Annotated in this window: 25 protein-coding genes; 8 read left to right on the top strand and 17 right to left on the bottom strand. The window is 70.1% G+C overall.

The genetic code is table 11. The features are described 5' to 3' along the window. Positions 1–57: 57 nt before the first annotated feature. Entirely contained in the window at positions 58–1,038 is a 981-nt protein-coding gene (locus AAFN86_RS04685; protein ID WP_347542058.1) for a tripartite tricarboxylate transporter substrate binding protein, read from the top strand. A 149-nt stretch (positions 1,039–1,187) separates the two neighbouring features. Here AAFN86_RS04685 and AAFN86_RS04680 read toward each other — a convergent pair whose 3' ends face one another. Beyond that, positions 1,188–1,817, bottom strand: a complete 630-nt coding sequence (locus AAFN86_RS04680) for a glutathione S-transferase family protein (RefSeq protein ID WP_347542394.1) — start codon at positions 1,815–1,817, stop codon at positions 1,188–1,190. A gap of 58 nt (positions 1,818–1,875) precedes the next feature. Between AAFN86_RS04680 and AAFN86_RS04675 the strand changes: the two genes are divergently transcribed. Next, a complete protein-coding gene (locus tag AAFN86_RS04675; protein WP_347542057.1) occupies positions 1,876–2,313 on the top strand; it encodes a PaaI family thioesterase in 438 nt (145 codons plus the stop codon). 49 nt (positions 2,314–2,362) lie between these two features. After that, positions 2,363–3,565, top strand: coding sequence for an acetyl-CoA C-acyltransferase (locus AAFN86_RS04670; protein WP_347542056.1), 1,203 nt, complete (start codon positions 2,363–2,365; stop codon positions 3,563–3,565). Here AAFN86_RS04670 and AAFN86_RS04665 read toward each other — a convergent pair whose 3' ends face one another. The 11 genes from AAFN86_RS04665 to AAFN86_RS04615 form a co-directional block, all read right to left on the bottom strand. Further along, positions 3,566–4,540: a tripartite tricarboxylate transporter substrate binding protein gene (locus AAFN86_RS04665; RefSeq protein ID WP_347542055.1), complete on the bottom strand. Its 975-nt coding sequence runs from the start codon at positions 4,538–4,540 to the stop codon at positions 3,566–3,568. Next, on the bottom strand, positions 4,537–5,076 hold the full coding sequence (locus AAFN86_RS04660; RefSeq protein WP_347542054.1) for a hypothetical protein: 540 nt from the start codon (positions 5,074–5,076) through the stop codon (positions 4,537–4,539). The genes AAFN86_RS04665 and AAFN86_RS04660 overlap by 4 nt, the downstream gene beginning before the upstream one ends. Beyond that, positions 5,073–6,341, bottom strand: coding sequence for an aconitase family protein (locus tag AAFN86_RS04655; protein ID WP_347542053.1), 1,269 nt, complete (start codon positions 6,339–6,341; stop codon positions 5,073–5,075). Before AAFN86_RS04655 ends, AAFN86_RS04660 begins: the two co-directional genes overlap by 4 nt. Then, complete coding sequence (locus AAFN86_RS04650) at positions 6,338–7,357, bottom strand: alpha/beta fold hydrolase (RefSeq protein WP_347542052.1); 1,020 nt, start codon at positions 7,355–7,357, stop codon at positions 6,338–6,340. Before AAFN86_RS04650 ends, AAFN86_RS04655 begins: the two co-directional genes overlap by 4 nt. 230 nt (positions 7,358–7,587) lie before the next feature. Further along, a complete protein-coding gene (gene ahcY, locus AAFN86_RS04645) occupies positions 7,588–8,991 on the bottom strand; it encodes an adenosylhomocysteinase (RefSeq protein WP_347542051.1) in 1,404 nt (467 codons plus the stop codon). 116 nt (positions 8,992–9,107) lie between these two features. After that, on the bottom strand, positions 9,108–9,326 hold the full coding sequence (locus AAFN86_RS04640) for a hypothetical protein (RefSeq protein WP_347542050.1): 219 nt from the start codon (positions 9,324–9,326) through the stop codon (positions 9,108–9,110). Positions 9,327–9,431: 105 nt separating this feature from the next. After that, a complete protein-coding gene (ptsP, locus tag AAFN86_RS04635; RefSeq protein WP_347542049.1) occupies positions 9,432–11,258 on the bottom strand; it encodes a phosphoenolpyruvate--protein phosphotransferase in 1,827 nt (608 codons plus the stop codon). Beyond that, entirely contained in the window at positions 11,248–11,610 is a 363-nt protein-coding gene (locus tag AAFN86_RS04630; RefSeq protein WP_408906579.1) for an HPr family phosphocarrier protein, read from the bottom strand. The genes ptsP and AAFN86_RS04630 overlap by 11 nt, the downstream gene beginning before the upstream one ends. Then, entirely contained in the window at positions 11,607–12,050 is a 444-nt protein-coding gene (locus AAFN86_RS04625) for a PTS sugar transporter subunit IIA (protein ID WP_347542048.1), read from the bottom strand. Before AAFN86_RS04625 ends, AAFN86_RS04630 begins: the two co-directional genes overlap by 4 nt. After that, complete coding sequence (gene rapZ / locus AAFN86_RS04620) at positions 12,047–13,027, bottom strand: RNase adapter RapZ (protein ID WP_347542392.1); 981 nt, start codon at positions 13,025–13,027, stop codon at positions 12,047–12,049. The genes AAFN86_RS04625 and rapZ overlap by 4 nt, the downstream gene beginning before the upstream one ends. Further along, positions 13,027–13,458, bottom strand: coding sequence for an aldolase (locus AAFN86_RS04615; protein WP_347542047.1), 432 nt, complete (start codon positions 13,456–13,458; stop codon positions 13,027–13,029). The genes rapZ and AAFN86_RS04615 overlap by 1 nt, the downstream gene beginning before the upstream one ends. Positions 13,459–13,538: 80 nt before the next feature. On the opposite strand from AAFN86_RS04615, the gene AAFN86_RS04610 reads away from it, so the two are divergent. Beyond that, positions 13,539–14,513 carry a threonine/serine dehydratase gene (locus AAFN86_RS04610; protein WP_347542046.1) on the top strand — a complete coding sequence of 325 codons (975 nt, stop codon included), beginning with the start codon at positions 13,539–13,541 and terminating at the stop codon, positions 14,511–14,513. Positions 14,514–14,735: 222 nt separating this feature from the next. Here the strand turns inward: AAFN86_RS04610 and AAFN86_RS04605 are convergent, their stop codons facing one another. Further along, on the bottom strand, positions 14,736–16,313 hold the full coding sequence (locus AAFN86_RS04605; protein ID WP_347542045.1) for an ABC transporter substrate-binding protein: 1,578 nt from the start codon (positions 16,311–16,313) through the stop codon (positions 14,736–14,738). A 239-nt stretch (positions 16,314–16,552) separates the two neighbouring features. Between AAFN86_RS04605 and AAFN86_RS04600 the strand changes: the two genes are divergently transcribed. Next, complete coding sequence (locus AAFN86_RS04600; protein WP_347542044.1) at positions 16,553–17,200, top strand: glutathione S-transferase family protein; 648 nt, start codon at positions 16,553–16,555, stop codon at positions 17,198–17,200. Positions 17,201–17,456: 256 nt separating this feature from the next. Here the strand turns inward: AAFN86_RS04600 and AAFN86_RS04595 are convergent, their stop codons facing one another. Continuing rightward, a complete protein-coding gene (locus tag AAFN86_RS04595; RefSeq protein ID WP_347542043.1) occupies positions 17,457–17,861 on the bottom strand; it encodes a VOC family protein in 405 nt (134 codons plus the stop codon). A 43-nt stretch (positions 17,862–17,904) separates the two neighbouring features. Here AAFN86_RS04595 and mutS point away from each other — a divergent pair, with 43 nt between their 5' ends. Next, positions 17,905–20,610 (top strand): DNA mismatch repair protein MutS, encoded by a 2,706-nt coding sequence (gene mutS, locus AAFN86_RS04590; protein ID WP_347542042.1) that lies wholly within the window; start codon positions 17,905–17,907, stop codon positions 20,608–20,610. 15 nt (positions 20,611–20,625) lie between these two features. Then, a complete protein-coding gene (locus tag AAFN86_RS04585) occupies positions 20,626–23,445 on the top strand; it encodes a [protein-PII] uridylyltransferase (RefSeq protein WP_408906587.1) in 2,820 nt (939 codons plus the stop codon). A 278-nt stretch (positions 23,446–23,723) separates the two neighbouring features. Here the strand turns inward: AAFN86_RS04585 and trpS are convergent, their stop codons facing one another. The 3 genes from trpS to AAFN86_RS04570 form a co-directional block, all read right to left on the bottom strand. Continuing rightward, positions 23,724–24,725 carry a tryptophan--tRNA ligase gene (gene trpS, locus AAFN86_RS04580; RefSeq protein ID WP_347542040.1) on the bottom strand — a complete coding sequence of 334 codons (1,002 nt, stop codon included), beginning with the start codon at positions 24,723–24,725 and terminating at the stop codon, positions 23,724–23,726. Between the two features lie 57 nt (positions 24,726–24,782). Beyond that, entirely contained in the window at positions 24,783–25,418 is a 636-nt protein-coding gene (locus AAFN86_RS04575) for an isochorismatase family protein (RefSeq protein WP_347542039.1), read from the bottom strand. Positions 25,419–25,480: 62 nt separating this feature from the next. Continuing rightward, positions 25,481–26,164, bottom strand: coding sequence for a YggS family pyridoxal phosphate-dependent enzyme (locus AAFN86_RS04570; RefSeq protein ID WP_347542038.1), 684 nt, complete (start codon positions 26,162–26,164; stop codon positions 25,481–25,483). Between the two features lie 46 nt (positions 26,165–26,210). Between AAFN86_RS04570 and AAFN86_RS04565 the strand changes: the two genes are divergently transcribed. After that, a complete protein-coding gene (locus AAFN86_RS04565; RefSeq protein WP_347542037.1) occupies positions 26,211–26,843 on the top strand; it encodes a thiamine phosphate synthase in 633 nt (210 codons plus the stop codon). The last annotated feature ends 149 nt before the right edge of the window (positions 26,844–26,992 follow it).

Here is a 26,992-nt window from a genome sequence, read left to right as displayed (position 1 = left end):
CGCGCCGACCGGCCGCGACGCGCCCGCACCATTCCGAAAGCCCTGGAGGCCCGTGACATGACCACCCTGCATCGACGCGCGCTGCTCGCCGCGACCCTCGCGATGCCCGCGCTGCGCCCTGCGCTGGCCCAGGCGACCTGGCCGTCGCGCCCGGTGACGCTGGTCAATCCCTGGCCGGCCGGCGGGTCCTCCGACACCATGACGCGGCTGTTCGCGCAGCGCTTCACCCAGGCCTTCGGGCAGAATTTCGTGGTCGAGAACCGTGCCGGCGCATCGGGCACGATCGGGCACAGCTACGTCGCGCAACAGCGCCCGGATGGCTATGTGCTGCTGTCCGCGACCAACAGCACCTATGCCATCGCGCCGCACCTGATCTCGCCGCTGCCCTATGACAACCGCACCGCCTTCACCGGCATCAGCCTGATGGCGCGCACCGCGCAGGCGGTCTGCGTGCATCCCTCGGTGCCGGTGACGACCATCCAGGAGTTCCTCGCCTATATCCGCGCGCGGCCTGGCGAGATCAACTTCTCCTCCGCCGGCATCGGCGCGACCAGCCACCTGGCAACCGAGCTGCTGATGGCGGCGGCGGGCCTGGACATGGTGCATGTGCCCTATCGCGGCGGCGCGCCGTCCGCGCAGGCAGTGCTGGCGGGCGAGACGAAGATGTCCTTCATCGATGCCATCACCGCCCTGCCGCATCGCCAGGCGGGCACACTGAAGATGCTCGCGGTTAGTACGGCGGCGCGCACGCCGCTCGCGCAGGACGTGCCGACGTTGCAGGAAGCCGGGGTGGCCGGTTTCGAATCCTCGACCGACATGGCGCTGATGGCGCCGGCCAACCTGCCGGCGCCCATCGTCGCGCGGCTGGCCGAAGCGGTCCACGCCGCGGTGAACGACCCCGCCTTCCGCCAGCAGATCATCGCCCAAGGTGCGGACCCGGTCGGCGGCACGCCGGCGGAATTCGCGACCTACGCCGTGCGGGAGAGCGAGAAGTGGGGCAACCTCATCCGCACCCGCAACATCCGCATGCCGGGTTAACTATTTTCCCTCAGACGGCGGGCGGGCCGCATCCGCGGCCCTTGCCTTCGCGCCCTGCACTGGCGCGTAGGGGATGACTGATGGTCCGGGCGCGGTCGCGCCGTGCCCTCGCGGTTCGATGCCGGGCATCGAACCGATCTGTTGATCCCTCAAGCGGCGGGTGCGGTGCTGCCCATGCCGGCGGGCGGGACGGTTCGCGCCACGCTGGGGCGCGACTGCGCCGCATCGAACAACGCGGCCAGCGCCGGGCGGTCCTGGCGCCAGTCGAAGGTGGTGTGGCGCCGTTCGCAATATCCGAATACCGATACCAGCGCGAGGAACCCCGCATCCCGCGGGGCGAAGCCACCGGCGGCAACGGCGCGTTCCAGCTCATCGGCGACGCGGATGGCGCGCCGCGCCTCCAGCGCGATGACGCCGGGGGAACGCTCATGCTCCGGTCTCCGCAATTCGCGGTTCCAGACCGCGATACCATCCAGCATGCCGAGCACACGTCCATAGGCCGCCAGCGCGTGCGGCGTCTTCGGCCCCGGAAGCAGGTGGCGCGCCGGTTCCACCAGGCTGTCCAGCATCATCAGGACCGGCGTGGTCTCGGTGATGGCGGTCCCGTCGTCGAGCACCAGCGCCGGCACGCGCCCCACCGGATTGAACGGCAACAGGATGGAAGCCGGGTCGCGCAGCGTTGCCTCCGTGACCGCCACGCGGTCCTCAAGACCGAGTTCGATCACCGCCATGCGGGCGATGCGGGCATAGGGCGAGCCGGGGGCATGGAACAGGCGCATGGACGTCACGCTAACACCCCCCGTTGACGGCGCCAGCCCATCGCGCCAAGCGGAATGCATGACCAACGCGCCCACCCCCGCCCTGTTCGACCCCGCCGCCGCCGGATGGAATCAGTTCCGCTGGCACGAAGACGGCTTCCCCACCCTGGTCGGCCCCTTCTGGTCGAAGAGGGAAGGCGATGGCTGGGCCTATGGCCTGCTCGCCGAGGATAAGCACGGCAACGCCCATGGCATCGTCCATGGCGGGATGCTGGTCACCTTCCTCGACCAGATCCTGGGTGCCACCTGCTGGGAGGCAGCGAAGCGCGACCCGGTGGTGACGATCCAGCTCAACACCCATTTCGTCTCTGCCGCCAAGGCCGGGGAGTTCATGGAAGCGCGGGGCGAGGCCGTGCGGGCAACCAAATCCATCGTCTTCGTGCGCGGGCAGATCACCGTGGGCGACCGTATCGTCGCCACCGCCGATGGGGTGTGGAAGCGGCTGGGCGCGCGCTGACCGTTTCGGCTACCGTCGCGGCAACCAGCCGTCAGGGAAGGAAACGCCAATGCGCAGCGCCGTCATCGTCTCGACCGCCCGCACGCCGATCGGGCGTGCCTATCGCGGGGCCTTCAACGACACCAATGCGCAGACGCTGGGCGGGCACGCGGTGCGCGCGGCGGTGGCGCGCGCGGGCCTCGACCCCGCGCAGGTCGAGGACGTGATCATGGGCGCCGCCCTGCAACAGGGCTGCCAGGGGTCGAATGTCGGGCGGCAGGTGGCCCTGGCCGCCGGGCTCCCGGATACGGTGCCGGGGATGTCGCTCGACCGGCAATGCTCCTCGGGGCTGATGGCGATCGCGACCGCCGCGAAGCAGGTACTGCATGATGGCATGCAGGTCGCGGTCGGCGGCGGGCTGGAATCCATCTCGCTGGTGCAGAACGACAAGGCGAACTGGTTCCGCCGCGCCGATCCGGCGCTGATGGAACGCATCCCCGCGCTCTACATGTCGATGCTGGAGACTGCGGAGATCGTCGCCGATCGCTACGGCATCCCGCGCGACGCGCAGGATGACTACGCACTGCGCAGCCAGCAGCGCACGGCGGCCGCGCAGCAGCGTGGCGCCTTCGACGATGAGATCGTGCCGCTGGCAACGATCATGAAGGTTGCCGACAAGGCCACCGGCGAAATCCGCGACGTGCCCACCACGCTGGCCCGCGACGAGGGCAACCGCGCCGACACCACGCTGGAAGGCCTGAAGTCGCTGAAGCCGGTGTTCAAGGATGGGATGGCGGTCAAGGAAGGCCGCTTCATCACCGCCGGCAATGCGAGCCAGCTCTCGGACGGCGCCTCGGCGGCCGTGGTGATGGAGGAAGCGGAAGCGTCCCGCCGCGGCCTGCATCCTCTCGGCATCTATCGCGGCATGGCGGTGGCGGGCTGCGATCCGGGGGAGATGGGCATCGGGCCCGTTTTCGCGGTGCCGAAGCTGCTGAAGCAGCATGGGCTGTCCATCGACGACATCGGGTTGTGGGAGCTGAACGAGGCCTTCGCCTGCCAGGTGATCTATTGCCGCGACCGGCTCGGCATTCCCGATGACCGGTTGAATGTCGATGGCGGGGCGATCTCGGTCGGCCATCCCTATGGCATGTCGGGCGCTCGTATGGCCGGGCACGCGCTGATCGAGGGCAAGAAGCGCGGCGCGAAATTCGTCGTGGTGACGATGTGCGTCGGCGGCGGCCAGGGCGCCGCCGGGTTGTTCGAAGTCGCCTGATTATTCCAGACGGATGTTGCCGAACTGCACGGCGCGGCGGTTCGTCTCCATCTCCTCCCGGATCACCGCGGCATAGCGCGCCGGGGTGATCTCGGCGGCGGACGGGATCTCGGCGCCGAGGCTGACCAGCCGGTCGCGCACCGCGGGGTCGGCCATGGCGGCAGCCAGCGCGTCGCGCCATGTGCCGATGATGACATCCGGCGTATTGGCCGGCGCGAGCAGGCCGAGCGTGGTGGACAGTTCCGGTTCCACCAGCCCGGCTTCGCGCAGCGTCGGCACATCCGGCAGCAGCGGCGACCGCGCGGCGGATGCGATGCCGAGGATGCGCGCACGGCCATCGGCCTGCAGCGGCAATGCGCTGGACAACTGGTCGAACACGATCGGGATGGTGCCGGCGATCAGGTCGCTCAGCGCCGGGCCGGTGCCGCGATAGGGCACATGCACGATGCCCGCGCCGGTGCCGGCATTGAACATCTCCAGCGCCAGATGCGCGCCGGAACCGATCCCGGCCGTGCCTGCGGACAGCCCACCCGTCGTTGCCTTCGCCAGCGCGACGAAGTCCGCCAGCGTGCGCGCCGGCACCTGGCGGCCAACCATCAGCACGATCGGCACGCGATACGCGATGCCGATCGGCGCGAAGTCACGCAGCGTATCGTAGGGCAGGGTCTGCATCGCCACCGGGAACAGCGAGATTGGCCCGGTGGAACCAAGCAGAACCATCGTGCCGTCAGGGCGCGACCGGGCCACCGCTTCCGTGCCGACAATGCCGCCTGCGCCGCCGCGATTCTCCACGATCACGGGCTGGCCCAGCGCGGCCTGCAGCGCGGGCGCGAGCAGTCGCGCCGTGAAATCCACGTTGCCGCCGGGCGGGAAGGGCACCATCACGCGCACCGGGCGGTCCGGGAAACCTTGCGCCTGCGCCGCGGCCGGGGCCGCAAGGGTGGCGGCAAGGATACTGCGGCGGGTCGGCATCATGCGGTCTCTCCCTGTCCCGCCGCGGCGCGTCGCGCGGCGAATTCGGCGGCGAGCAGCGGGATGGTTCCGCCCGCCCGCCAGATCTGCACCATGCGTTCCGAGAACGGCTTGGCGCGCAGCACGCGGCCCGAGGGCAGCGTGACCTCTCCCGTCGCGGGGTCGGCGCTGATGACCTCGCCATCCTCGACCGCCACCGCGATGCCCGGGCATGCCATGACGGCCAGGCCGTTGTTCAGGGCCCGGCGCATGAAACCGGAATCGCAGGATTCGACCACGACGACCGACACGCCCGAGGCACGGATGGAGACCGACACCTCGACATGATTGTGATGCGCGAAGTTGCGCCCGCCGACGACGATATCGCCCGGCTTCACCTGCGCCGGGAATTCCGGGCGCAGGCGACGGAAGCACATCGCCCGCAAGGCTTCCTCGTCGAATTCCTTGCCGAAGCTGTCGCGAATGATCGCGAATTCGATGATGCCATCGTCACCGGAGATGTCGTCGCCGAACTTCCAGACGCGGCCACGCGCGGTCATGGCAGCATCTCCCGCGGGTCGGTGATGCGGCCCGCGATCGCCGATGCCGCGACCGTCAGCGGCCCTGCGAGGAACACGCGCGAGGTGCGCGCGCCGTTACGGCCCTGGTAGTTGAATTGCTGGGTGGAGATCGAGACCTCGTTGTCGTTCAGAACGCCCTGGTAGCCCCAGCAGGTGGTGCAGCCCGGCGCGAGCACCGCCGCGCCCGATTCCGCGAAAACTTCCAGCAGACCCTCGCGCGCGGCCGTCGCGTAGACCTCCCGGCTGCCGGGCGTGATGTACAGCGTGACATGCGGCGCGACCTGACGCCCTCGCAGGATGCGTGCGGCGTCGCGCATGTCCTCGATGCGGTTGCCGGCGCAGGACCCGATCGAGGCCTGGTCGATATGCTGTCCCGCGGCTTCGGCGACCGGCACGGCACCATGCGCGTCGGGCGGCACCGTCACCATCGGCGCAATGGCGCCGAGGTCATAGGTCATGCGCGCCATGTAGTCGGCGCCCGGGTCGGCACGCACCATCTGCCAGGGCCGGTCGCCCGCACGCGCGCGGACGTAGTCGAGTGCCGCCGCATCCGGTTCCATGATCCCGGTATAGGCACCGCTGTGGAACAGGGAGGCGAGGATCGTCTGCCGGTCATCCAGCGACAGTGACGAGACGCCATCGCCGTCGAATTCCACGCAGCATTGCAGCAACCGACCATCCGGCGTCGCGTCGCGCAGGATGGCCTGGATCAGGTCCCGCGCCGTGACGCCGAAGCCCAGCCGCCCCGTCAGCGTGATGCGCGCCGAAGGCGGCACGGCGAGCCAGTTGGAATCCTGGATCAGCGCGACGATGACCTCGGTCGAGATCGGGATGTTCAGCGCGCCCAGCGCGCCGATGCTGGCGATATTGCCTTCGTCCGAGAAGATCAGCGTCCCCGGTCGCGCGAAGCCGTGCTCGGTCAGCACCAGGTGGCGCAGCCCGTTGCCGGGGCCGAAGAAGTTCTCGATCCCCTGTCGTGTGCACCAATCGCGCAGCGTGCGGTGCGTCTCATGATGGTGCGACCCCATGGCGGCGGAGGTAGAATGGTCGACCACCATCACCGCCTTGTCCGGACGCGGGATTCGATCGACGCCGATGCGTTCCAGGTTGCGCTTGTGGCCGGGCCAGAACAGTTCCTGGCAGGCGACGTAATCCGGCGTGACGGTGACGTAGTCGCCGACATCGACGGCGTCGCGGCCTGCCGCGCGGGCAATGATCTTCTGCGCGATGGTCCGCGCCGTCATCGCCACAGCCCGCGCGCCGCGAGCCAGGCCTGAATCACCTCGGCCACCGCATCCGAATTGCGGTCCATCATGATCATGTGGCTGTTGCCGCGGATGCCCTGGGTCGGCAGGTCCACGTCATCCACCGTGCCGCCGGCGGCGCGCACGGCATCGGCGAAGGTCCGTGCATTGCGGCGGATCACCGACCAGCGCGGATCGGCATCGACGTAGTCGCCATACATCAGCATGGTCGGCACGTCCTTCAGCTTCGCCGCATCCGCAGCGACCCCTGTGCCCGCGGGTTCGACCAGCACCAGGGCGCGGAACAGGTCGGGCCGGCGCTGCGCCACCTGCCAGGCGAAGGCGCCGCCCTGCGAATGCGCGACCACCACCGAAGGCCCCACGCGTTCAAGCAGCGCGACATAGGCCGCGATCACATCCGCATCGGTGTCGAGGTAGCGCGCCACCACCTGGCGCATGAAGGACAAATACTGCTCGCGCTCGGCGGGGAACTGGTTGCCCTGCAGCACCGTGCCACGAGCGAAGGACCCCGCACCGTCGCCGATGCGGAAGCGTTCCCACGGGTTCACGGTGGGCAGGTGGATCGACCGGCCATAAATCTCGGGCGACATGGCCGCGCCGCTGCGGCCGCGTTCCACCGCGTCGGTGACATAGGTCGCCCAGCCGCGGCGCAGGAAGAAATGCTGCCAGCCATCGCGGCCATCCGGCGTGGTTTCATAGGTGACGCCGGTCAGGTAGGCGCCGTGCCACAGCATCAGCGGCGCGGTGCCGCGCAGCGGTGCGGGCACCATGAACTGCGCATACATCTGCCCGACCATGTAGGTGCCGTTGGGGTCGATGCGCAGCGGCGCGCCGCCGACGGTGGGCGTGTATTCGATGACCGGCTTGCCGGTGACCTCGACCAGCCGGCCGCCGACATGGAAGGAGCCGAAGCGTTCGATGGCCAAAGGCTGCGCCTGCGCCGCGCCGGCCAGAAGGCCGAGCACAACCGCCAGCATCGATGCACGATGCCACATGTTTCCCCCTGAAGGTCCGTCGTTGGGGGAAGCGTGCAACCGGGTCGGGCGGCTGGCAAGGCCCGTTGATACGGGCTTATGACCTTTTGGGGCGGGATTAAGGTTGGGGGAGATGAACTCCCCCAAACCCCCTCCTTTTTCTGTCTTTTGGAGACTGACCGCCGGGGCCGGCGCCAAGTGCCAAAAAAAGGGAGGGGGACGGGGGAGTTCTCTCCCCCGACCTTTCTTCCTCAGTAGCGGTAGGCTTCCGCCTTGAACGGCCCCTGCGCCGACACGCCGATGTAGTCCGCCTGCTGCTTCGACATCTTGGTCAGCGTCGCGCCGACCTTCGCCAGGTGCAGCGACGCCACCTTCTCATCGAGGTGCTTGGGCAGCACGTAGACCTTCTTCTCGTACTTGCCCGGGTTGGTCCACAGCTCGATCTGCGCCAGCGTCTGGTTGGTGAAGGACGCGGACATCACGAAGGACGGGTGCCCCGTGGCGTTGCCGAGATTCACTAGGCGCCCTTCGGACAGCAGGATCATGCGCTTGCCGTCGGGGAACTCGATCTCGTCCACCTGCGGCTTGATGTTGTCCCACTTGAAGTTGCGTAGGCCAGCGACCTGGATCTCGCTGTCGAAGTGGCCGATGTTGCAAACGATGGCGCGGTGCTTCATCGCGCGCATGTGGTCCACGGTGATGACATCGACATTGCCGGTGGCGGTGACGAAGATGTCGGCCTGCGGGGCGGCCTGCTCCATCGTCACCACCTCATAGCCTTCCATCGCGGCCTGCAGGGCGCAGATCGGATCGACCTCGCTGACCATGACGCGGCAGCCGGCATTGCGCAGCGACGCGGCGGAACCCTTGCCCACATCGCCGAAGCCGCAGACCATCGCGACCTTGCCGGCCATCATCACGTCGGTGCCGCGGCGGATCGCATCCACCAGCGATTCACGGCAGCCATACAGGTTGTCGAACTTCGACTTGGTGACGCTGTCGTTCACGTTGATGGCGGGGAACAGCAGCTTGCCTTCCTTCGCCATGGTGTAGAGGCGGTGCACGCCCGTCGTCGTCTCCTCGGAGACACCGACGATCGACTTCGCTAGCTGCGCGAACCAGCCCGGCTTGGTCGCCAGGCATTCCTTGATCAGCGCGAAGAAGACGGTCTCTTCCTCATTGGTCGCCTTCTCCAGGAAGGCCACGTCGCCCTGCTCGGCGCGCAGGCCGTAATGGACCAGCAGCGTCATGTCGCCGCCATCGTCCAGCAGCACGTTCGGCGTACCGCCATCGCCCCATTCCAGGGTGCGCTTCACATACTGCCAGTATTCCGGAAGCGTCTCGCCCTTCACGGCAAACACCGGCGTGCCGGTCGCGGCGATCGCGGCCGCGGCGTGGTCCTGCGTGGAGAAGATGTTGCACGACGACCAGCGCACATCGGCGCCGAGCGCCTTCAGCGTCTCGATCAGCACGGCGGTCTGGATGGTCATGTGCAGGCAGCCGGCGACGCGCGCGCCCTTGAGCACCTGCTTCGCACCGTATTCGGCGCGGGTCGCCATCAGGCCGGGCATCTCGTCCTCGGCCATCGCGATTTCCTTCCGCCCCCAAGCGGCCAGGGACAGGTCCTTCACGACGAAATCGGTGGCAGCGGACATGCGTTCTCTCTTTCTCACCCAAGGATCGCCGGGCGGGTAGCACGCCCGGCCCGGCGAGGCCAGAGAGCATCATCACTTATAAGGATATCTTTATGTGGCCGGCAGCGGCGGCCTACTCACATCTCCGGCGGCAGATCGGCCTCCGGACGGTCATCGTCCTGCTCGCGGCGGCTTTCGATAGCGTTCTGCCCGGCCATCATCGGACGATCGGCGCGATAGGATGGCCCGTTCGGCGCTTCTGCCGTCGCCGATAATGGCGCCAGCCAAATGGCGAAAAGACCGGTCACGGCGGCGCGGCGGATGTGGCGCATGGCGTCAGACGTCCTTCGTTCCATGACGTCAGCCTCCGGGCCGCGAGGGGCGGTGAGGGGGCGCAACCAAGGCAGGATGAAGGCGTTACGTTACGCGCTTGTTGCCGGCTGTGAGGTCGGGCGGGGTTTTCACGCCCGCTCCGTGATCCCTTCGGCAAAGCCCGCCACCAGTTCACGGATCCGTGCGGGGTCGGACTGTTCCATCACGCGCCGGGCAAAGCGGGCGCAGTCGCCGATGTCCAGCGCACGCACCGCCTGCTTCACGCGCGGCAGCGCCGACGCATTCATCGAGAAGGTGCGCAGCCCCAGCCCCAGCAACAGCGGCGTCAGCTGCGGATTGCCCGCCATCTCGCCGCAGACCGACACCGGCATGCGCAGCCGCAGCGCGGCTTCGGTGGCGAACTGCACCAGCCGCAGCACGGCAGGGTGCAGCGGGTCATACAGATGCGACACATCCACTTCCGACCGGTCCACCGCCAGGGTGTACATCGCCAGGTCATTGGTCCCGATGGCGAAGAAATCCGCCTCCAGCGCAATGGCATCGGCGGCCAGCGCCGCTCCCGGCGTCTCGATCATCACGCCGAGCGGCGGCAGTTTCTCGGGCAGCTTCTCGCCACGCCGACGCAGGCGGCGGGCCACGCGTTCATAGATCTCGCGCGCCTGGCGCACTTCCTCGGGCACCGTGACCATCGGCAGCAGCAGCCGCACATGGCCATCCCCGCCGGCGGCGGCGACACGCAGCACGGCGGCGAACTGGACCTCCAGCAATTCCGGCCGCTTGAGCAACATGCGCAGCCCACGCAGCCCCAACGCCGGATTGCTGCCGGCATGGACTGGCGCGACGCCGTCGGCCAGCGCCTCCATGTCCTTCTCGCCGCCCCAGTCCAGCACGCGGATGGTGACCGGCTGGCCCTCCATCGCCTCGACAACCTGGGTGTAGGCCTCGACCTGCGCATCCTCGTCGGGCAGGTCCTCGCGATTCATGAACAGGAATTCGGTGCGCAGCAGGCCGATGCCCATCGCCCCGGCCTGGGCGATCAGCGGCAACTCCTGCGGAATCTCGAGATTGGCCTGCAGCTCGACCATCTCGCCATCGGTCGTCTCGGCCGGCAGGCGCCGCAGCTTGGACAGCTTCGTCCGTTCCTTGGCGAAGGCGGCCAACCGGTCCTTCGCCATCGCCAGCGTGGCGGCGGACGGATGCACGGAAACCACGCCCGCCGTGCCGTCCAGCACCGCCTGGTCGCCGCGCTGGGCGGCCTCGGTCAGCCCGTGGGCACCCAGCACCGCGGGAATGCCGAGCGCACGCAGCATGATCGCGGTATGGCCATCCGACCCGCCCTCCTCGGTGGCCACGCCGGCGACGCGCGACGGGTCCAACAGCGCGGCATCGGCCGGCGTCAGTTCCTCGGCGACCAGGATGCAGCCCTCGGGCAGATCCTTGAAGGACCGGAAGGGCGTGGCGGTCAGGTTGCGGATCAGCCTTCGGCCGATGTCGCGGATCTCGTTGGCGCGACGCGCGAGACCCGCCTTGTCGTCGTCCCGGGCAGCCAGGATGACGGCGCGGATCTCCTCCGCTTCCTCCAGCACCGCAGTCTCGGCGCCGACCAGCCCGACCTCGATGCGCTTGCGCGCGCCGCGGATCAGCCGCGAATTGCCCAGCATCATCAGATGCGCATCGAGCAGCGGCGCGATCTCCTCCTGCGCTTCCTCGGGCAGGATGCCGATGCGGGTCTTGAGCTTGCCGATCTGCTTGCGGGAAAAGGCAACGGCGACGGCGAGCTTCTGCTTCTCGTCATCCACCGCATCGGCGGCGATGGTCCGCCGCGTCACATCGGTCACCGGTTCGGTGGTGTCGTAGACCAGCCCGACCGCAACGCCATGGGACACCGCGATCCCGGGAACCGCGACCTCCGGCTGCTTCGCCTTCGTCTTCGCCTTCGTCGTCTCAGTCTTCATGGAAGCCGGCCTCGACCAGGCCGGCGACCGCCTCGAGCGCCTCCTTGGCGTCCCAGCCCTCGGCCTCGATCATAACCTCGGCACCCTGGCCGGCGCCCAGCATCATGAGTCCCATGATGGAGCAGGCGGGCACGGTTTCCCCGTTGCGCACGACGTTGACGCAGGCGGAGAATCGTTCGGCCATGGACACCAGCTTGGCCGCGGCGCGCGCATGCAGGCCCCGGCTGTTCGGAATGACCACGTTGCGCCGCAACACCATGCCGGAATCCCCCGGATCGCACCCGCACGGACCGGCCGCCGGCATGGTTTCCACCAAAACCCGCCCGCCCGGCTCATCTGGCCATTCGTTCACGCGCCGTTCCTCCTGGCCGGGACCGGCGGGGTCACCTGCGCACCCGCTGCGACTTCCCGCCCGCTGGCGATGTATTTCCGTCCCGCCGCCTTGGCGTGGTCCACCGCTTCGGCCAGCGGCTCGCTGCCGCGCACCTTCGCCAGCTTGACCAGCAGCGGCAGGTTCACCCCGGCGAGCACTTCCACCGGTCGGTCGGACCCGGCGATCTGCATCGCGAGGTTGGATGGCGTGCCGCCGAACATGTCCGTCAGCACCACCACGCCATCGCCCTGGTCGACCGCCTCGATCGACCGGCGGATATCGGCGCGGGTATGCTCCATGTCGTCATCGGGGCCGATGCAAACGGTTTCGACGCCCTGCTGCGGCCCCACCACATGTTCCATGGCGTGCCGCAATTCCTCGGCCAGACGGCCGTGAGTGACCAGAACCATCCCGATCATGATACCTGCGTCAGGGCCTCCCGCCCCGCTTCGTGGCTGGCGAAGCGCGATCCTGCCTGGAGCGCCGCCGCGGCATCGCCGCGCTGCGTCCCCGGCGTCGCGCCGGCCGAAAGCTCCCGGTGGTGCAATTCCACCCGCCAGCCGCCTGTTTGAAGATGGTGTGCCAGTCGTTCCGCTGCCAGGACCGAGCGATGCTTTCCGCCGGTGCAGCCGACCGCGATGGTCAGGTACTTCTTCCCCTCCTGCGCGTAGCGCGGCAAGAGCGGGCGCAACATATCCGTCATGCACCGCCAGAACGGCGCGAAGTCGGGGTCGGCCTCGATATAGGAAGCCACCGCCGCTTCCCGCCCGGTCAGCGGCCGCAATGCGTCCACGTAGTGCGGGTTGCGCAGGAAGCGCAGGTCGAACACCAGGTCGGCCTCGCGCGGCAGCCCCTTCGGGAACGCGAAGGACAGCACGGAAACGCCCATCCCGGGCGCGCCTTCCATGCCGAAGCGGCGTTCGATCATCCGGCGCAGTTCCGGCAGCGGCAGGTCGGAGGTATCGACGACCATCTCCGCCGTCTCGCGCAGGGGGGCCAGCAGCGCCGCCTCCCGCGCGATGCCTTCGGCGACGCTGTGGCCGAGCGGACCGCCGGGGGCGAGCGGATGGCGCCGCCGCGTCTCGGTGAAGCGGCGCAGCAGCACGTCGGGCTCGGCGGTGGCGAAGACGACCGTCACGACGATGTCCGGGTGCAGCCGCAGCCGTTCCAGAAGCCGCATCGCCGCTGCCGCGTCGAAATCCCGGGTGCGGCTGTCCACCCCGGCCGCCAAGGGCTGCTCGCCATCGCCGACCACCGCCTCGAGCACGCTGAGCGGCGGGTTATCAACGGTTTCGTAACCCAGATCCTCGAGAACCCGCAGGATCGAGGCCTTGCCTGCGCCGGACAGGCCGGTGACCAGCACCACCTGCCGGCGCGGCGGCGTGGGAACGTCCATCACGCCGCGAAAGCCCCGGCGCGCTGGGTGGCGCGCCCGAGAGCGGTGTCGAGCGCCAGCGCGACCTTTTCGGGCGCAGCGGCGTCGAAGCCATGCAGCGCCACCCGCGGCACGGCGGCCGGCGCCCACAGCGCAGGCGCGGGTAGCCGCGTCACGGCTTCACGCGCCACCAGATCCACCACCAGCGCCAGACGAGCCCCCTCGGCCACCGCCAACCCCTCGAAAATGCCCAGGCCCCGAACCTCCAGCATCCCCCGCAAGGCGGGCGGTGCCGAAACCGCGACCCCATCGATCGTCACCTGGTCATCCGCCACCAGGACCCAGCCCCGCGCAAGCAGCCGCAGCACGAGGTCCGACTTGCCGGACCCGGGCGGGCCCAGCAGCAGCACCGCCGCCGCGTCGCGCGAAACACAGCTTCCGTGAAGCAACATCCCAGCGTGACAATCCGTATCAACGGCCGACAGTGGCAGAAATGGGGCAGGGGGGAAAGCGCCGCGGGACGGAGCGGCCCGTGGCGTTGCCCGCAGGCCACGCCGATGCCACCCTGCCGCCCATCATGCCCAGCCAGGACGCCATCCGCGCCGCCGCGGAACGCATCGCCCCCCATATCCGCCGCACCCCGGTCCTCCGGCTCTCCCCGGCCGAGACCGGGCTCGAGAACCCGCTGACCCTGAAGCTCGAACAGCTTCAGGTCACCGGGTCCTTCAAGCCGCGCGGCGCCTTCAACCGCATCCTGTCGGCCGAGGTCCCCAAGGCCGGCGTGATCGCCGCCTCGGGCGGCAACCACGGCCTGGCCGTGGCCCATGCCGCCCAGGTGCTGCGCATCAAGGCCGAGATCTTCGTCCCCGAGATCGCCGCCGAAGCCAAGCGCGCCCGCATCGCCGCCACCGGCGCGACGCTCGTCGTCGGCGGCGCGTCCTACAACGAGGCGCGCCTGGCCTGCGAAGCCCGCGCCGCCGAGACCGGGGCGCTGATGGTCCATGCCTATGACCAGGACGAAGTCCTCGCCGGCCAGGGCACGGTCGGCATGGAGTTCGAAGCCGATGCCCCCGACCTGACCCATGTCGTGGTCGCGGCCGGCGGCGGTGGCCTCTATGGCGGCATCGCCTCCTGGTACCGCAACCGCGTCCAGATGGTGATCGCCGAGCCGGAGGAATGCCCGACCCTGTTCATGGCGGGCTTCGCCGGCCAGCCTATCGACGCGCCATCCGGCGGCATCGCGGCCGACAGCCTGGGTGCCCGCCGCGTCGGCGAGCTGCCCTTCGAGGTGATGATGGCCGTCGGCGGCCGTTCCGTGGTGCTGCAGGACCAGGTGATCCGCAACACGCAACGCTGGCTGTGGGACAAGCTGCGCATCGTCGCCGAACCGGGCGGCGCGACGGCGCTCGCCGCCGTGCTGGGGGATGCCTGGACACCTCCGAAGGGCGCGCGCATCGGCGTGGTGGTGTGCGGGGCGAATTGCGATCCGGGGTCGGTCGTGGAGTGAACGGGAGATTGGAGGGGCGCCGCCCCTCCAAGCCACCCCGCCAGGGACCAGCGGGTCCCTGGACCGCGGATTCCCGGCGATCTGCACGAGTGGCGCACCGGCAACCGCTGTCCACGGTCTTGTCTTGCGGCTGGCGGCGCGGGGCGCCAATTCCCCGCGGTCCAGGGGGCCGTTGCCCCCTGGCGGGGTGGTCCGGAGGGGCGGCGCCCTCCGGCCTGCTGCTCACCCCCGCCGGACGTTCCACGGATAGGGGGACGACCCCTCCAGCATCCCCGTGATGTCCCGCCGGAATGCCGTGCGGATCACGAACTGCCCGAGCGGCAGGAACGACACATCATCCAGCGCCAGGTGGCCCAGTTCGGTTGCCAGCGCCTTCTGCCGTTCCGGGTCGGTGGCGAACAGCCAGGCCTCCGCCAGTTCCTCGGCGCGCGCGTTGCGCCACCAGCCGAACCAGCCATCCGTGCCTTGCCCGCGAACCAGGAACGACAGGGCGGGATTGGCCCAGGCGGTGGCGCCGCCGGTCGTGTGCAGGATCGACCAGCCGCCCTTGTCGACCGTTTCGCGGTTGGTGCGGCGCTGGACCACGGTGCCCCAGTCGCTTTCGGCGAGATCGACGTTCATCCCGATCCGCTTCAGCCGGTCGGCGGTGACCTGGCCGAGCGGTCCGATATCGGGGAAGTCGGTCGGGTTGATGACGACGACGCGCTCCCCGCCATAGCCGGCCTCGCGCAGCGCGGCGCGCGCTCGATCCAGGTCGCCCGGCATCATCGCTTCGCCCTCGTCGCGGTTGTAGGGCGTGCCGCGCGGCCACAGGCTGCGGTTGATGAACCATTCGGTCCGGTCGTCCCCGCGGGACGCGCGCATGTATTCCTCCTGCGCCACCGACAGGCGGACGGCCTTGCGCACCGCGGCGTTGTCGAAGGGCGGGTGCAGGCTGTTCATGCGCATCACGGCCAGTCGGCCATTCGGGTCGGTGATCTCCCGCCGCACGTCGCGGGCGCGGGCGAGCAGCGGCTGCAGGTCGGGATGCGGGCGTTCCCACCAATCGACCTCGCCGGCCTGGAGCGCCGCCGCAGCGGTCGCGGCGTCGGGCAGGATATGCCACTCGATGCGATTGAAATTCGCGACCTTGCCGCCCGAGGTCCAGGACGGCGCCTCGGGGCGCGGCCGGTAGCCGTCGAACTTCTCATACACCACGCGGCTGCCGGAATTGTATTCGCCGGGGACGAAGCGGAAGGGGCCGGATCCGATCATCTCGGTCACCGCGCGGGCCGGGTCGGTGGCGGCCAGCCGTTCGGGCATGATGAACAGCGTCGAGGAATCCGGCTTGGCGAGCGCGTCCAGCATCAGCGGGAAGGGCCGCTTGAGCCGCGCGCGGAAATTGCGGTCGTCGGTGGCGGACCATTCCTCGACCACGCGGGCGAGCAGCTGGCCGAAGGGCTCGCGCGCGCACCAGCGCTTGATCGAGGCGATGCAGTCGGCCGAGCGCACCGGGCTGCCATCGTGGAAGCGCAGGCCTTCGCGCAGGCGGAAGGACCAGGTGAGGCCATCGGAGGAAACCTCATGCCCCTCGACCATCTGCGGCTTCGGCGCGAGCTGCGCATCGACGCCGTAGAGCGTGTCGAAGATGTAGTAGCCGTGGTTGCCGGTGACGGTCGCCGTGGTGACGATCGGGTCGAGCACCGAGAGGTTGGCCTGGGGCACGAAGCGCAGGGTGGCGGCGCGGGTGTTCTGCGCGACTGCCGGGGCGGCGATCAGCCCGGCAGTCCCGGCGGCCAGCAGGTGGCGGCGTGGGATCATGGTGTTCCTCCAGCGGCGTCTGTGCGCCGGGCGCGGAGGCTAGAGCAGAACCCGCACGGGTGGAATCACCCGGGCAGGAGACGCTGCCTGCTTGAACGGGGCGAGGGCGGTCCGGCCCTCGGGGAACCGCGCGCGACCAGATGGCGCGCAACTCAAGACGGGCCTGCGGCGCGCGGGGCTTGCACGCACCGGCACCGGATGGCGCAGTGCCAAGAAGTCCACGCGCGGAGGCACGCATCATGGCCGATTACCGGCTGCATTACTTCCCGGAGTCCGGGAACAGCTACAAGCTCGCGCTGATGCTGACCTTGTGCGGACAGGATTTCGAGCCGGTCTGGACCGACTTCGCCGCCGGCGTGACGCGCACGGCGGAGTGGCGCCGCACCGTCAACGTGATGGGCGAGATCCCGGTGCTGATCGACCACGGCGTCGCTTTCACCCAGACCGCGCCGATCCTGCTCCGTCTGGCGGACCGCTTCGGCCGCTTCCAGGGCCGCGACGAAGCGGAGCGCTTCGAGGTGCTGCGCTGGCTGTTCTGGGACAACCACAAGCTGACCGGGACAATGGCGAGCTACCGCTTCATGCGGGCCTTCACGCCGTCGCCGGACCCGGCGGTGATGACCTTCCTGCGCAAGCGCCTCGACGACTACCTGACCATCCTGGAAGGCCACCTGCAGGCGCGCGCCTTCGTTGCCGGCGAAGGGCCGACCGTCGCCGACATCTCGATGATCGGCTACCTGATGTTCCCGAAGCCCGAGGCAGGCTACGACCTGGCCGCCACGCATCCGGCGGTGGAAGCCTGGCTGGGGCGCGTGGCGGCGCTGCCGGGCTGGCAGGCCCCCTATGACCTTCTGCCCGGCCAACGGATGCGCTGCTACGCGGCGTGATTGCCGTGCCGCATACCAGCGGCCGCTATTCGCGACCGTTGGTATCAGTCTTTTCATGCCCTCAGACGCGTCGTGCCGAAGGCACGCCTATGGCATGACGCGCAAACCTCCGGTTTGCTTGGCTTCGTGCCGGAGGCACGCCTTCGGCGTGACGCCGGCCTCCCGGCGGGCCGCATCGTTCATGTCGAAGGCCAGCCGCATGCCTGGCTTGCGCGCCGCGCGCTCGCGGACCGCGGCGCGGCCGCGATCCGACGGGTCAGCCGCTGTTGGCGCTGTCGTTCATGTCGAAGGTCAGTTCCACCCGCAGCCCGAAGGGATCGGTCAGGAACAGCTGGTGCAACGGGAAACCGGGCAGCGGCGCCTCGGCATAGGGCACGCCATCGGCGGCAAGCTTCGCGCGCACCTCCGGCAGGCCGCGCGCGCGGAAGGCAATGTGTTCGAAGGACACGCTGGGGGAAGGGCCGGTCGGGGCCTCCACCGTGTCGCGGCAGGCGAGATGCACGATCGGCCGCCCGCCGGCGTACAGCCAGGCGCCGGAAAATTCGAAGGCTGGCCGCGGCCCTTCGGTCAGGCCGAGCAGGTCGCGGTAGAAGGCGAGCGCGGCCGGCAGGTCCTGCGGGCGCAGGCGTACATTGGCGTGGTCGAGTCCTTCGAGGTGCATCACTCCCTCCCCTTGTGCCGGTTTCCGGTCTAGAGCCGTGGGCATGACAGGCGCGCCGACGCAGAACCGCAAGCCCCTTCGCGCCCCCGAAGGGGGATCGGACCCGCGCGCCGCCGGCGCGACCCCCGCGATCGCCCAGTGGTTCGCCGCCAAGGCGGCCCATCCCGATGCGCTGATCTTCTTCCGTATGGGCGATTTCTTCGAAATGCTGTTCGAGGATGCGGAGGTCGCTTCGCCCGCGCTCGACATCGCGCTGTCCTCGCGCGGCGAGCACCAGGGGGAGAAGGTCGCGCTGTGCGGCGTGCCCGCCCATGCGGTCGATCTCTACCTGGCGCGGCTGATCCGCCAGGGCCACCGCGTCGCCATCTGCGACCAGACCGAGACGCCCGAGGAGCAGAAGCGCCGCAAGGCACCGACCATCCGGCGGGAGGTCACGCGGCTGGTCACCCCCGGCACGGTGACCGAAGAAGCGTTGCTGGAAGCCACGCGCCCGGCTTGGCTGCTGGCCCTGGCGCCGGCCGGCGATGCGCTGGGCGCGGCGTGGCTCGACGTCACGACCGGCGCCTTCGCCACGGAACACCTGGCGGTCGCCGAGCTTCCGGCGCTGCTCGCGCGGCTGGAACCAGCCGAGATCCTGGCCCCGGAGGACTTCGCCCGCTCCCCCGCGCTGCTGCCGCTGGTCGACCGCGTCGCCCATGTCGTCCCGCCGCGCGACGGCACGCGCCGGCTGGCCGAGGCCTTCGCCGTCGCCACCCTCGACGGTTTCGGCAGTTTCAGCGCCGAGGAGGTCGCCGCCGCCGCCATGGCGGTGGATTATGTCCGCCTGACCCAGGCCGGCGGCCTGCCGCGCCTGTCGCCGCCGGTGCCGGCCGGCGGGCACGGCGTGTTGCAGATGGATGGCGCGACGCGCCGCAGCCTTGAGATCCTGCGCAGCGAGCGCGGCGACCCGCGCCACGCCCTGCTGGGCGCGGTGGACCGCACCGTCACGCCCGCCGGGGCGCGGGAATTGGCGGCACGCCTTGCCTCCCCGCTGGCCGAGGCCGGACCGATCGCCGCGCGGCATGACGCAGTGGGGTTCCTGCTGGCGGCCGGCGCGGTGCGCGACGCCCTGCGCTCGACGCTGAAGGGCACGCCGGACATGTCGCGCGCCCTGGCGCGGCTGTCGGTGGACCGTTTCGCACCCCGCGACCTGGGCGCCATCCGTGACGGGCTGGCGCGGGCCGAAGCGATGGAAGCGACACTCGATGGTGCCGCGGGCGTGCCGCCGGTTCCGTCCCTGGTCGCCGCGGCGCGGGACGCCCTGCGTCCGGCCGATAGCCCGCGCGCCGAACTGCTGCGCGCGCTGGCCGACCCATTGCCGGCGCGCCTCGAAGACGGTGGCCTGGTCGCGGCTGGCTATGATGGCGAACTCGATGCCCTGCGGACGCTGCGCGACGGCGCGCGGGGGGCGATCGCGGCGTTGCAGATGGACCTCGCCCAGGCCTGGGGTGTGGCCAGCCTGAAGATCCGGCACCACCAGCAATTCGGCTTCCTGGCGGAAGTCCCTGCCGCCGCCGGGGAGAAACTGCTGCGCGAAGGTGCGAAGGATGGTCCGCAGGCGCCGGTGCATCGCCAGACCATGGCGAACGCCATGCGCTTCACCTGCACCGCACTCGCCGATCTCGACCGTCGCGTGGCCGAGGCCGGGGAACTGGCCGGCAAGCGGGAACGCGTCATTGCCCAGCATCTGCGGCGGCTTTGCCTGGCGGCCGCGCCGGGGATCGCGGCCGCGGCGACGGCGATGGCCGAACTGGATGTCCATGCCGCGGCGGCGGAGCTGGCCGCCGATGGCCGCTGGTGCCGGCCGGAGATGACCGACCGCGCGGACTTCGCCGTGGTCGCGGCCCGCCACCCGGTGGTGGAGGCGGCACTGGCGCGCGCGCGCGGGCCGGCCTTCGTGCCGAATGACTGCGACCTGTCGCCCGGGCGGCGGCTATGCCTCCTCACCGGGCCGAACATGGCCGGCAAGTCGACCTTCCTGCGGCAGAACGCGCTGCTGGTCATCCTGGCCCAGGCCGGGCTTTTCGTGCCGGCCGACACGGCGCGGCTGGGGCTGGTGGACCGGCTGTTCTCCCGCGTCGGCGCGGCCGACGACATCGCCGGCGGGCGGTCCACCTTCATGGTCGAGATGGCCGAGACCGCCGCCATCCTGAACCAGGCCACCGCGCGATCCATGGTGGTGCTGGACGAGGTCGGGCGGGGCACCGCGACCTGGGATGGCCTGGCGATCGCCTGGTCGGTGCTGGAGGCGCTGCACGACCGCATCCGCTGCCGCACCATCTTCGCCACCCATTTCCATGAACTGACCGCGCTCGCCGGCAAGTTGCCGGAACTGGCACCCGCCACCATGCAGGTGCGCGAATGGCGCGGGGAGGTGGTGTTCGAGCACCGCGTCGGGCCCGGTGCGGCGGAGAAATCCTGGGGCGTGCACGTCGCCCGCCTGGCCGGCGTGCCGCGCCCGGTGCTGACCCGCGCGCAGGAGGTTCTGAAGGCACTCGAGGCCCGCGCGCGCGGCCTCGACCCGCTGTCGGACGAGTTGCCGCTGTTCGCCCGGCCGGCCCCGGCGGTGGCCGAAGCGGCACCGTCGGAACACCCTGCCTTGGCGGCGCTGGCGGAACTCGACACCGACTCGCTCAGTCCGCGAGAGGCACTTGAATTTCTCTACCGCCTGAAAACGTTGCTGGGGCCTGTCACAGGCGGCAGGGAATAGATAGTGTTCAGCCCGATGACATCCCTGGACGACGCCGGACCCGATACCGGACCCGCCGAGGGCCCGGCCCGCCGGCCCGCGCCCGTGGCGGGCGAACCACCTGTCCTGCTCGCCGGCCTGCTCGCGGACCTGATCCCCGACGGCCGGCCGCTGCCGCGCGACGAGGCGGTGACGCTGCTGCGCCGGCATCTCGGCCGCATCCAGAACCGCGTGCAGCAGGTCTTCGAGGCGCATGAGATCACCGGCCTGCCGGCGGCGCGCTGGCTGGCCTCCCTGACCGACACGGTGATGGTCGGCATCCGCGCCTATACCGATGCCACATTGCCGCCCGCGCCGGGGGAAAAGCCTTGGGCGCTGGTCGCGACCGGCGGCTACGGGCGCGGCGTGCTGGCGCCCTTCTCCGACATCGACCTGCTGTTCCTGACCGATGCGGGCATGGGCGCGCGCGGCAAGCAGTCGGTGGAGTTCATGCTCTACCTGCTGTGGGACCTGGGGCTGAAGGTCGGGCACGCGACGCGGTCCCGCGCCGACTGCCTGGTGGATGCCAAGGGCGATGCGACGGTGCTGACCGCGCTGCTCGACGCCCGCTTCATCGCCGGCGAGGACGCGGTTTTCCAGCGCTTCGCCGAGGCCTTCCGCAAGGCGCGCGCGGAATGGGGCCTCACGCCCTTCCTGGTGGCCAAGCGCGCCGAACGCCACCAGCGCCATGCGCGCTATGGCGAAAGCCCCTTCCTGGTCGAGCCGCATGTGAAGGAAGGCCGTGGGGGCCTGCGCGACCTGCAGACGCTGTATTGGCTCGCACGCTATGCCTTCAACGTGCAGCGCATGCCTGAACTGGTCGGCCCGGCTACGCCCGGCGGCGGGTTGCTGACCGCCGATGAGGCGCGCGCCATCCGCCGCGCCTGGGACTTCTTCTGGACCGTCCGCTTCCACCTGCACATCGTCACCGGCCGCGCCGAGGAACGCCTGACCTTCGACCTGCAGCCCGTCGTCGGCGCCCGCATGGGCTATACGCGCCACGGCCTGCAGGACGGCGTCGAGCGCTTCATGAAGCACTTCTTCCTGATGGTGCGCGACGTCGCCCGCTTCACCCGCATCCTGGAACCGGCGATCGAGCGCGCCTCGCTCGGCCCGCCCGCGGTGGTGCCGGCATCCGACAAGGCGCTGACCGAAGCCGGCTTCGCGCTGGCCGACGGCAAGATCATCGCCGCACCCGGCCACGACTTCACCATCGATCCCGTGCTGATGCTGCGGATCTTCCGCATGGCGCGCGACCGCGGGCTCGACATCCATCCGCTCGCCTTCCGGGCCATCGTCCGCCATGCGCGACACGTCTCGCGGCTGCGAGGCGACAAGGATGCCAGTGCGGAATTCCTCGACCTGCTGTCGGGGCGCGACCCGGCCACCTGGCTGCGACTGCTGAACGAGGCGGGCCTCATCTCCCGCCTGCTGCCGGACTGGCACCGCATCGTCGGGCTGATGCAGTTCGACACCTACCATGTGTTCACGGTCGATGAGCACACGATCGAGGCGGTGGGCGTACTCGGCGCGCTGGAACGCAACGAGCTGAACGAGGTCGCGCCCGTCGCCTCCGAACTGATCGGCCAGTTGCAGTCCCGCCGCGCGCTGTATGTCGCCGTGCTGCTGCATGACATCGCCAAGGGGCGCGGCGGGGATCATTCGGAACTCGGCGCGGAACTGGCGCAGGCGATCTGCCCGATGCTGGGCATGACGCCCGAGGAGACGGAGACCGTCTCCTGGCTGGTGCTGCATCACCTGATGATCAGCCAGACCGCCTTCAAGCGCGACATCGAGGACCCCAAGACGATCCTCGACATCGCGGAAGTCGTGCAGTCCCCCGAACGGCTGCGCCTGCTGCTGGTGCTGACTGTCGCCGACATGCGCGCGGTGGGCCCCAAGGTGTGGAACGGCTGGAAGGCGACGCTGCTGCGCGAACTTTACTGGCGCGTAGCGGAAGTGCTGGCTGGTGGGCTGTCGGTGCCCGAACGCGACGTGCGCGTGGCCCGCGCCAAGGAAGCCGCGGCGCTGCTCCTGGCCGACCGGCCGAAGCCGGAGGTCGATGCCTTCCTCGAACTCGGCTACCCGGGATATTGGCTGTCCTTCGACCCCGAGACGCATGCGCGCCACGCCGCCATGATCCAGGAGGCGAAGGAAGCCAAGGCGCCGCTGACCGTGCGCACCCGCGTGCTGGAATCACGCGCGGTGACCGAAGTGACGGTCTATTGCACCGACCATCCCGGCCTGTTCAGCCGCATCGCCGGCGCGCTGGCGATGGCCGGCGCCACCATCGTCGATGCGCGTATCCACACCATGACGGATGGCATGGCGCTGGACACCTTCTGGGTGCAGGACGCCCAGGGCGGCGCCTTCGAGGCACCGCACCGCTTGGCCCGACTGTCGGTGCTGGTGGAACAGTCGCTGTCCGGCCGGCTGCGGCTGCGCGAGGAAATCCGCAAGCTGAAGCGCGAGCCCGCGCGGCTGCGCGCGGTGACGGTGCCGCCGCGCGTGGTGATCGACAACCACGCCTCCAATACCTACACGGTCATCGAAGTGAATGGCCGCGATCGGCCCGGGCTGCTGCACGACGTGACGGCGGCGATCAGCGACCAGGGGCTGCAGATCGCGTCAGCGCACATCACCACCTACGGCGTGCGGGCGGTGGACGTGTTCTACGTGAAGGACGTGTTCGGGCTGAAGGTGGAGAACGAGCGCAAGCTGGTCACGCTGCGCCGCGCGCTGGAGGCGGCGCTGGAACTGGCGGAAGTGCCCGGCGGCGGTGGCGTGGCGACGCGGGCGACGGTCGGGCGCGCATAGAGCAGGATCCGTTCGCTCTTGCTCACGCCTCCGGTGATTCCATCTGCGGCGATCACGCTTTAGCTCGGCGCCGGCACGACCGGTCGCATGCGTTCAGGCGAGCGGGACGTATGCCTGCTCCCGCACTGGCCGGAGCAGGCCCCGTCCGGCTGGCATCGCCCGGGCGGGCAAGGGTAATCGATCACACACGGTGAGAACGATCCCGTCGCAGGGAGGACCGCGCGGGGCGCGGCGCTGGGGCGCCCGGTAGAACGCCGACCGCTCCCGCCCCCGCCGGATCACTTCGCCGGCAGAAACCCCACGATATCCCGCGCCTTCGCCACGATCGGCTCGGCGATCGCGCCCGCGCGGTCTGCGCCCAGCCGCAGCGCCGCATCCAGCGCCGCCGGATCTTCCAGCAGCCGCTTCATCTCCGCCGCGATCGGCGACAGATGCGCGATCAGCGCATCCGCCAGGGTGGATTTGAAGGCGCCGAAGCCCTGCCCGCCATGCTCGCGCAGCACGTTCTCCGGCAGGGTGCCGGTGATGGCGGCCAGGATGCCCACCAGGTTGCGCGCCTCGGGCCGGCCTTCCAGGCCCGCCATGTGGTCGGGCAACGGCTCTGGGTCGGTCTTCGCCCGCTTGATCTTCTGGGAGATGGTGTCGGCATCGTCGGTCAGGTTGATGCGCGACTGGTCGGACGGGTCCGACTTCGACATCTTCTTCGACCCATCGCGCAGCGACATCACGCGGGCGGCGACCCCCTGGATCAGCGGCTCGATGTTCGGGAAGAAATCGACGCCGTAGTCATGGTTGAACTTCTGCGCGATGTCGTTCGCCAGTTCCAGATGCTGCTTCTGGTCGTCGCCCACCGGCACCTTGGTGGCGTGATAGGCATGGATGTCGGCCGCCATCAGGTTGGGATAGACATACAGCCCCGAGGACACGGCTTCCTGGTTCTTGCCGGCCTTGTCCTTGAACTGCGTCATGCGGTTCAGCCAGCCCAGCCGCGCCACGCAGTTGAAGATCCAGGCCAGTTCGGCATGGGCGCGCACATGCGATTGCACGAACAGGATGCAGCGCTTGGGGTCGAGCCCGCAGGCGATCAGCGCGGCGGCCATCTCCCGCGTCTGGCGGCGCAGGTCGGCCGGGTCCTGCCATTGCGTGATGGCGTGCAGGTCGACGACGCAATAGATCGCCTCCTGCGTGTCCTGCAGCGGCACCCAGTTGCGGATGGCGCCGAGGTAGTTGCCGAGGGTGGGCACGCCCGAAGGCTGGATGCCGGAGAAGACGCGGCTCATCGCACAGGACCGTTCACAGGTGTGGGGCGCGGGTGATCCCGCGCCGGGGCGGGCGCGTCAAGGCCGGTCGTTGGCCCGGCGCCAGGCCTCGATGGCGGCGATCGCCGCGGCGCCGTCGATCACATCGGCGTAGCGGCGGTCCACATCCAGCAGGTTCTGGTCATGCGCGGCCTGGTCGTGGTCGCCCACGCAATCGGCCGGGACCATGACGCGGAAGCCCAGGGAGAAGGCGTCGATCACGCTGGCGCGGACGCAGCCCGAGGTGATGCACCCCGTCACGATCACCGTGTCCACCCGTTCCCTGGTCAGGATGGCGCCGGCCGGGGTGCCGAAGAAGATGGAGGGTGCCGATTTCATCAGCACCACATCGGGGCCGGCGGCGGCGATGCGCGGGTCCAGTTCCACCGATGGGGTGCCCGCCAGCAGGTCATAGACCGGGTCGGCCTTCCAATGCGGCGCGGCGCGGGGGCTGAAATACCCGTTGACGCAGGCGACCACCGGCAGGCCGGCACGCTTGGCAGCCTCGATCAGCGGCACGGTGCGGCGCACGGCCGCATCCACCATCGGCGCGCCACCCATCGGAAATTCGGGGTCGATGAATCCGCGTTGGAAATCCACCACCACCAGCCCCGGCTTGCCGCCGAAACCCTGCTTCCGGCTGCCATAGCCGCGCGCCGCATAGATGTCCGACATGGCCGATACCCCGTTCCATCGCACCACCATGCCAGCAATCGGCGTGCCCGGGGGCTGGCGGGTCAGGCCGGGGCAGGCCGATGTCCGAAGATCGCCGTGCCGATCCGCACATGGGTGGCGCCTTCGGCGATCGCTGCCTCGAAATCCCCGCTCATGCCCATGGACAGGACCGCGAGACCATGGCGCGCCGCCATGTCCCGCAGCAGGGCGAAATGCGGCCGCGGGTCGCCTTCGGCCGGCGGGATGCACATCAGCCCGGTAACGGGCAGCCCGTACTCATCCCGCGCGGCGCGGATGAAGGCGTCCGCCTCGGCACGCGGTATGCCGGATTTCTGCGCCTCGTCCCCGGTATTGACCTGCACGAGGCAATCGGGCCGGCGACCCTCCTTGGCCATGGCCGCGGCGATCGCGGCGGCCAGCTTGGGGCGGTCGATGCTTTCGATCACATCGGCCACCGCCACGGCATCGCGCGCCTTGTTGGTCTGCAGCCCGCCGATGATATGCAGGCGCAACGCCGAGTGGGCGGCGCGCAGGCCGGGGAACTTGGCCTGCGCCTCCTGTACGCGGTTTTCGCCGAACACGGTCTGGCCGGCGGCGAGCGCGGCGATCACCGCCTCCTGCGGATGGGTCTTGGAGACGGCGACGAGGGTCACGGCCTCCGGCGCCCGGTTGGCGCGGATGCAGGCCTCGGCGATCCTGGCGCGGATGGCGGCCAGGCTGGCGGGAATCTCGGTGGCGTAGGACATGGCATGGCAAGGCTAGGGCAGATCGGCGCGAACCGGAATCCATCGAATGGTTGATGCCGCCCGTCTGGCCATGCGGGCCCGGCGCCTGCGGCGCGCGGGGCGGCATCCGGTGCTGTGGCTGGTCACCGACCCGGTGCGCCTGCCCGACCCGCTGGCGGCGGCGGCGGCCCTGGCGCGCGGGTCGGGGGTGCTGGCGCGTGGCCTGGCGCCGCCGATGCGGGCCCGGCTGGCGGCGTTGGCGCGACGGCGCGGCCTGGTCCTGCTGGTCGGGGCAGATGGACGGGACGCCCTGGCGGCGCGCGCCGGGCTGCACCTGCCCGACCGGCGCGCCGCGAACGGGGTGCTGCCCTTCCTGTTGGCACGGCGGGCGGGGGCGCCGGGCGCGATGCTGACGATCGCCGCCCATCACGGAGCGGCCTCGGCGGCGCGGGCACGGCGGCTGCGTCCCGACCTGGCGTTCTTGTCGCCTCTTTTCGCGACGCGCAGCCACCCGGGTGCGCCCGCCCTCGGGCCGTTGCGCTGGCTGGCAGCCGCGCGCGGCCTGGGCGTTCCGGCGATCGCTCTTGGGGGGGTTGCGGCGGGCACCGCGGGGCAGGTGCCGCGCCGGGCGGCGGGGCTCGCGGCCATCGACGGGCTGGCGCCACAGGCTGTGGCCCCCCCGCCACAGTGTCTCAGGTAAGTCGCGTCGGGGGTTCATGGGCGGTTGCCGCCCGGCGCGCCGCCAGGACATAGTCCGGGTCAGGCCACGACGCCGCCCTTCCGCCCTTATTGGGGGGAAAGCGGCGGCGGACCCTGTCCGGGGGGGCAGGGCGGCCGTCGGAACTGCCG

This window comes from Roseomonas sp. CAU 1739, from assembly GCF_039839775.1.
In the GTDB taxonomy this organism is placed as follows: Bacteria; Pseudomonadota; Alphaproteobacteria; order Acetobacterales; family Acetobacteraceae; genus Neoroseomonas.
The sequence above is the reverse complement of the archived record's forward strand: the minus strand, read 5'-3'. Positions and strand labels throughout refer to the sequence as shown.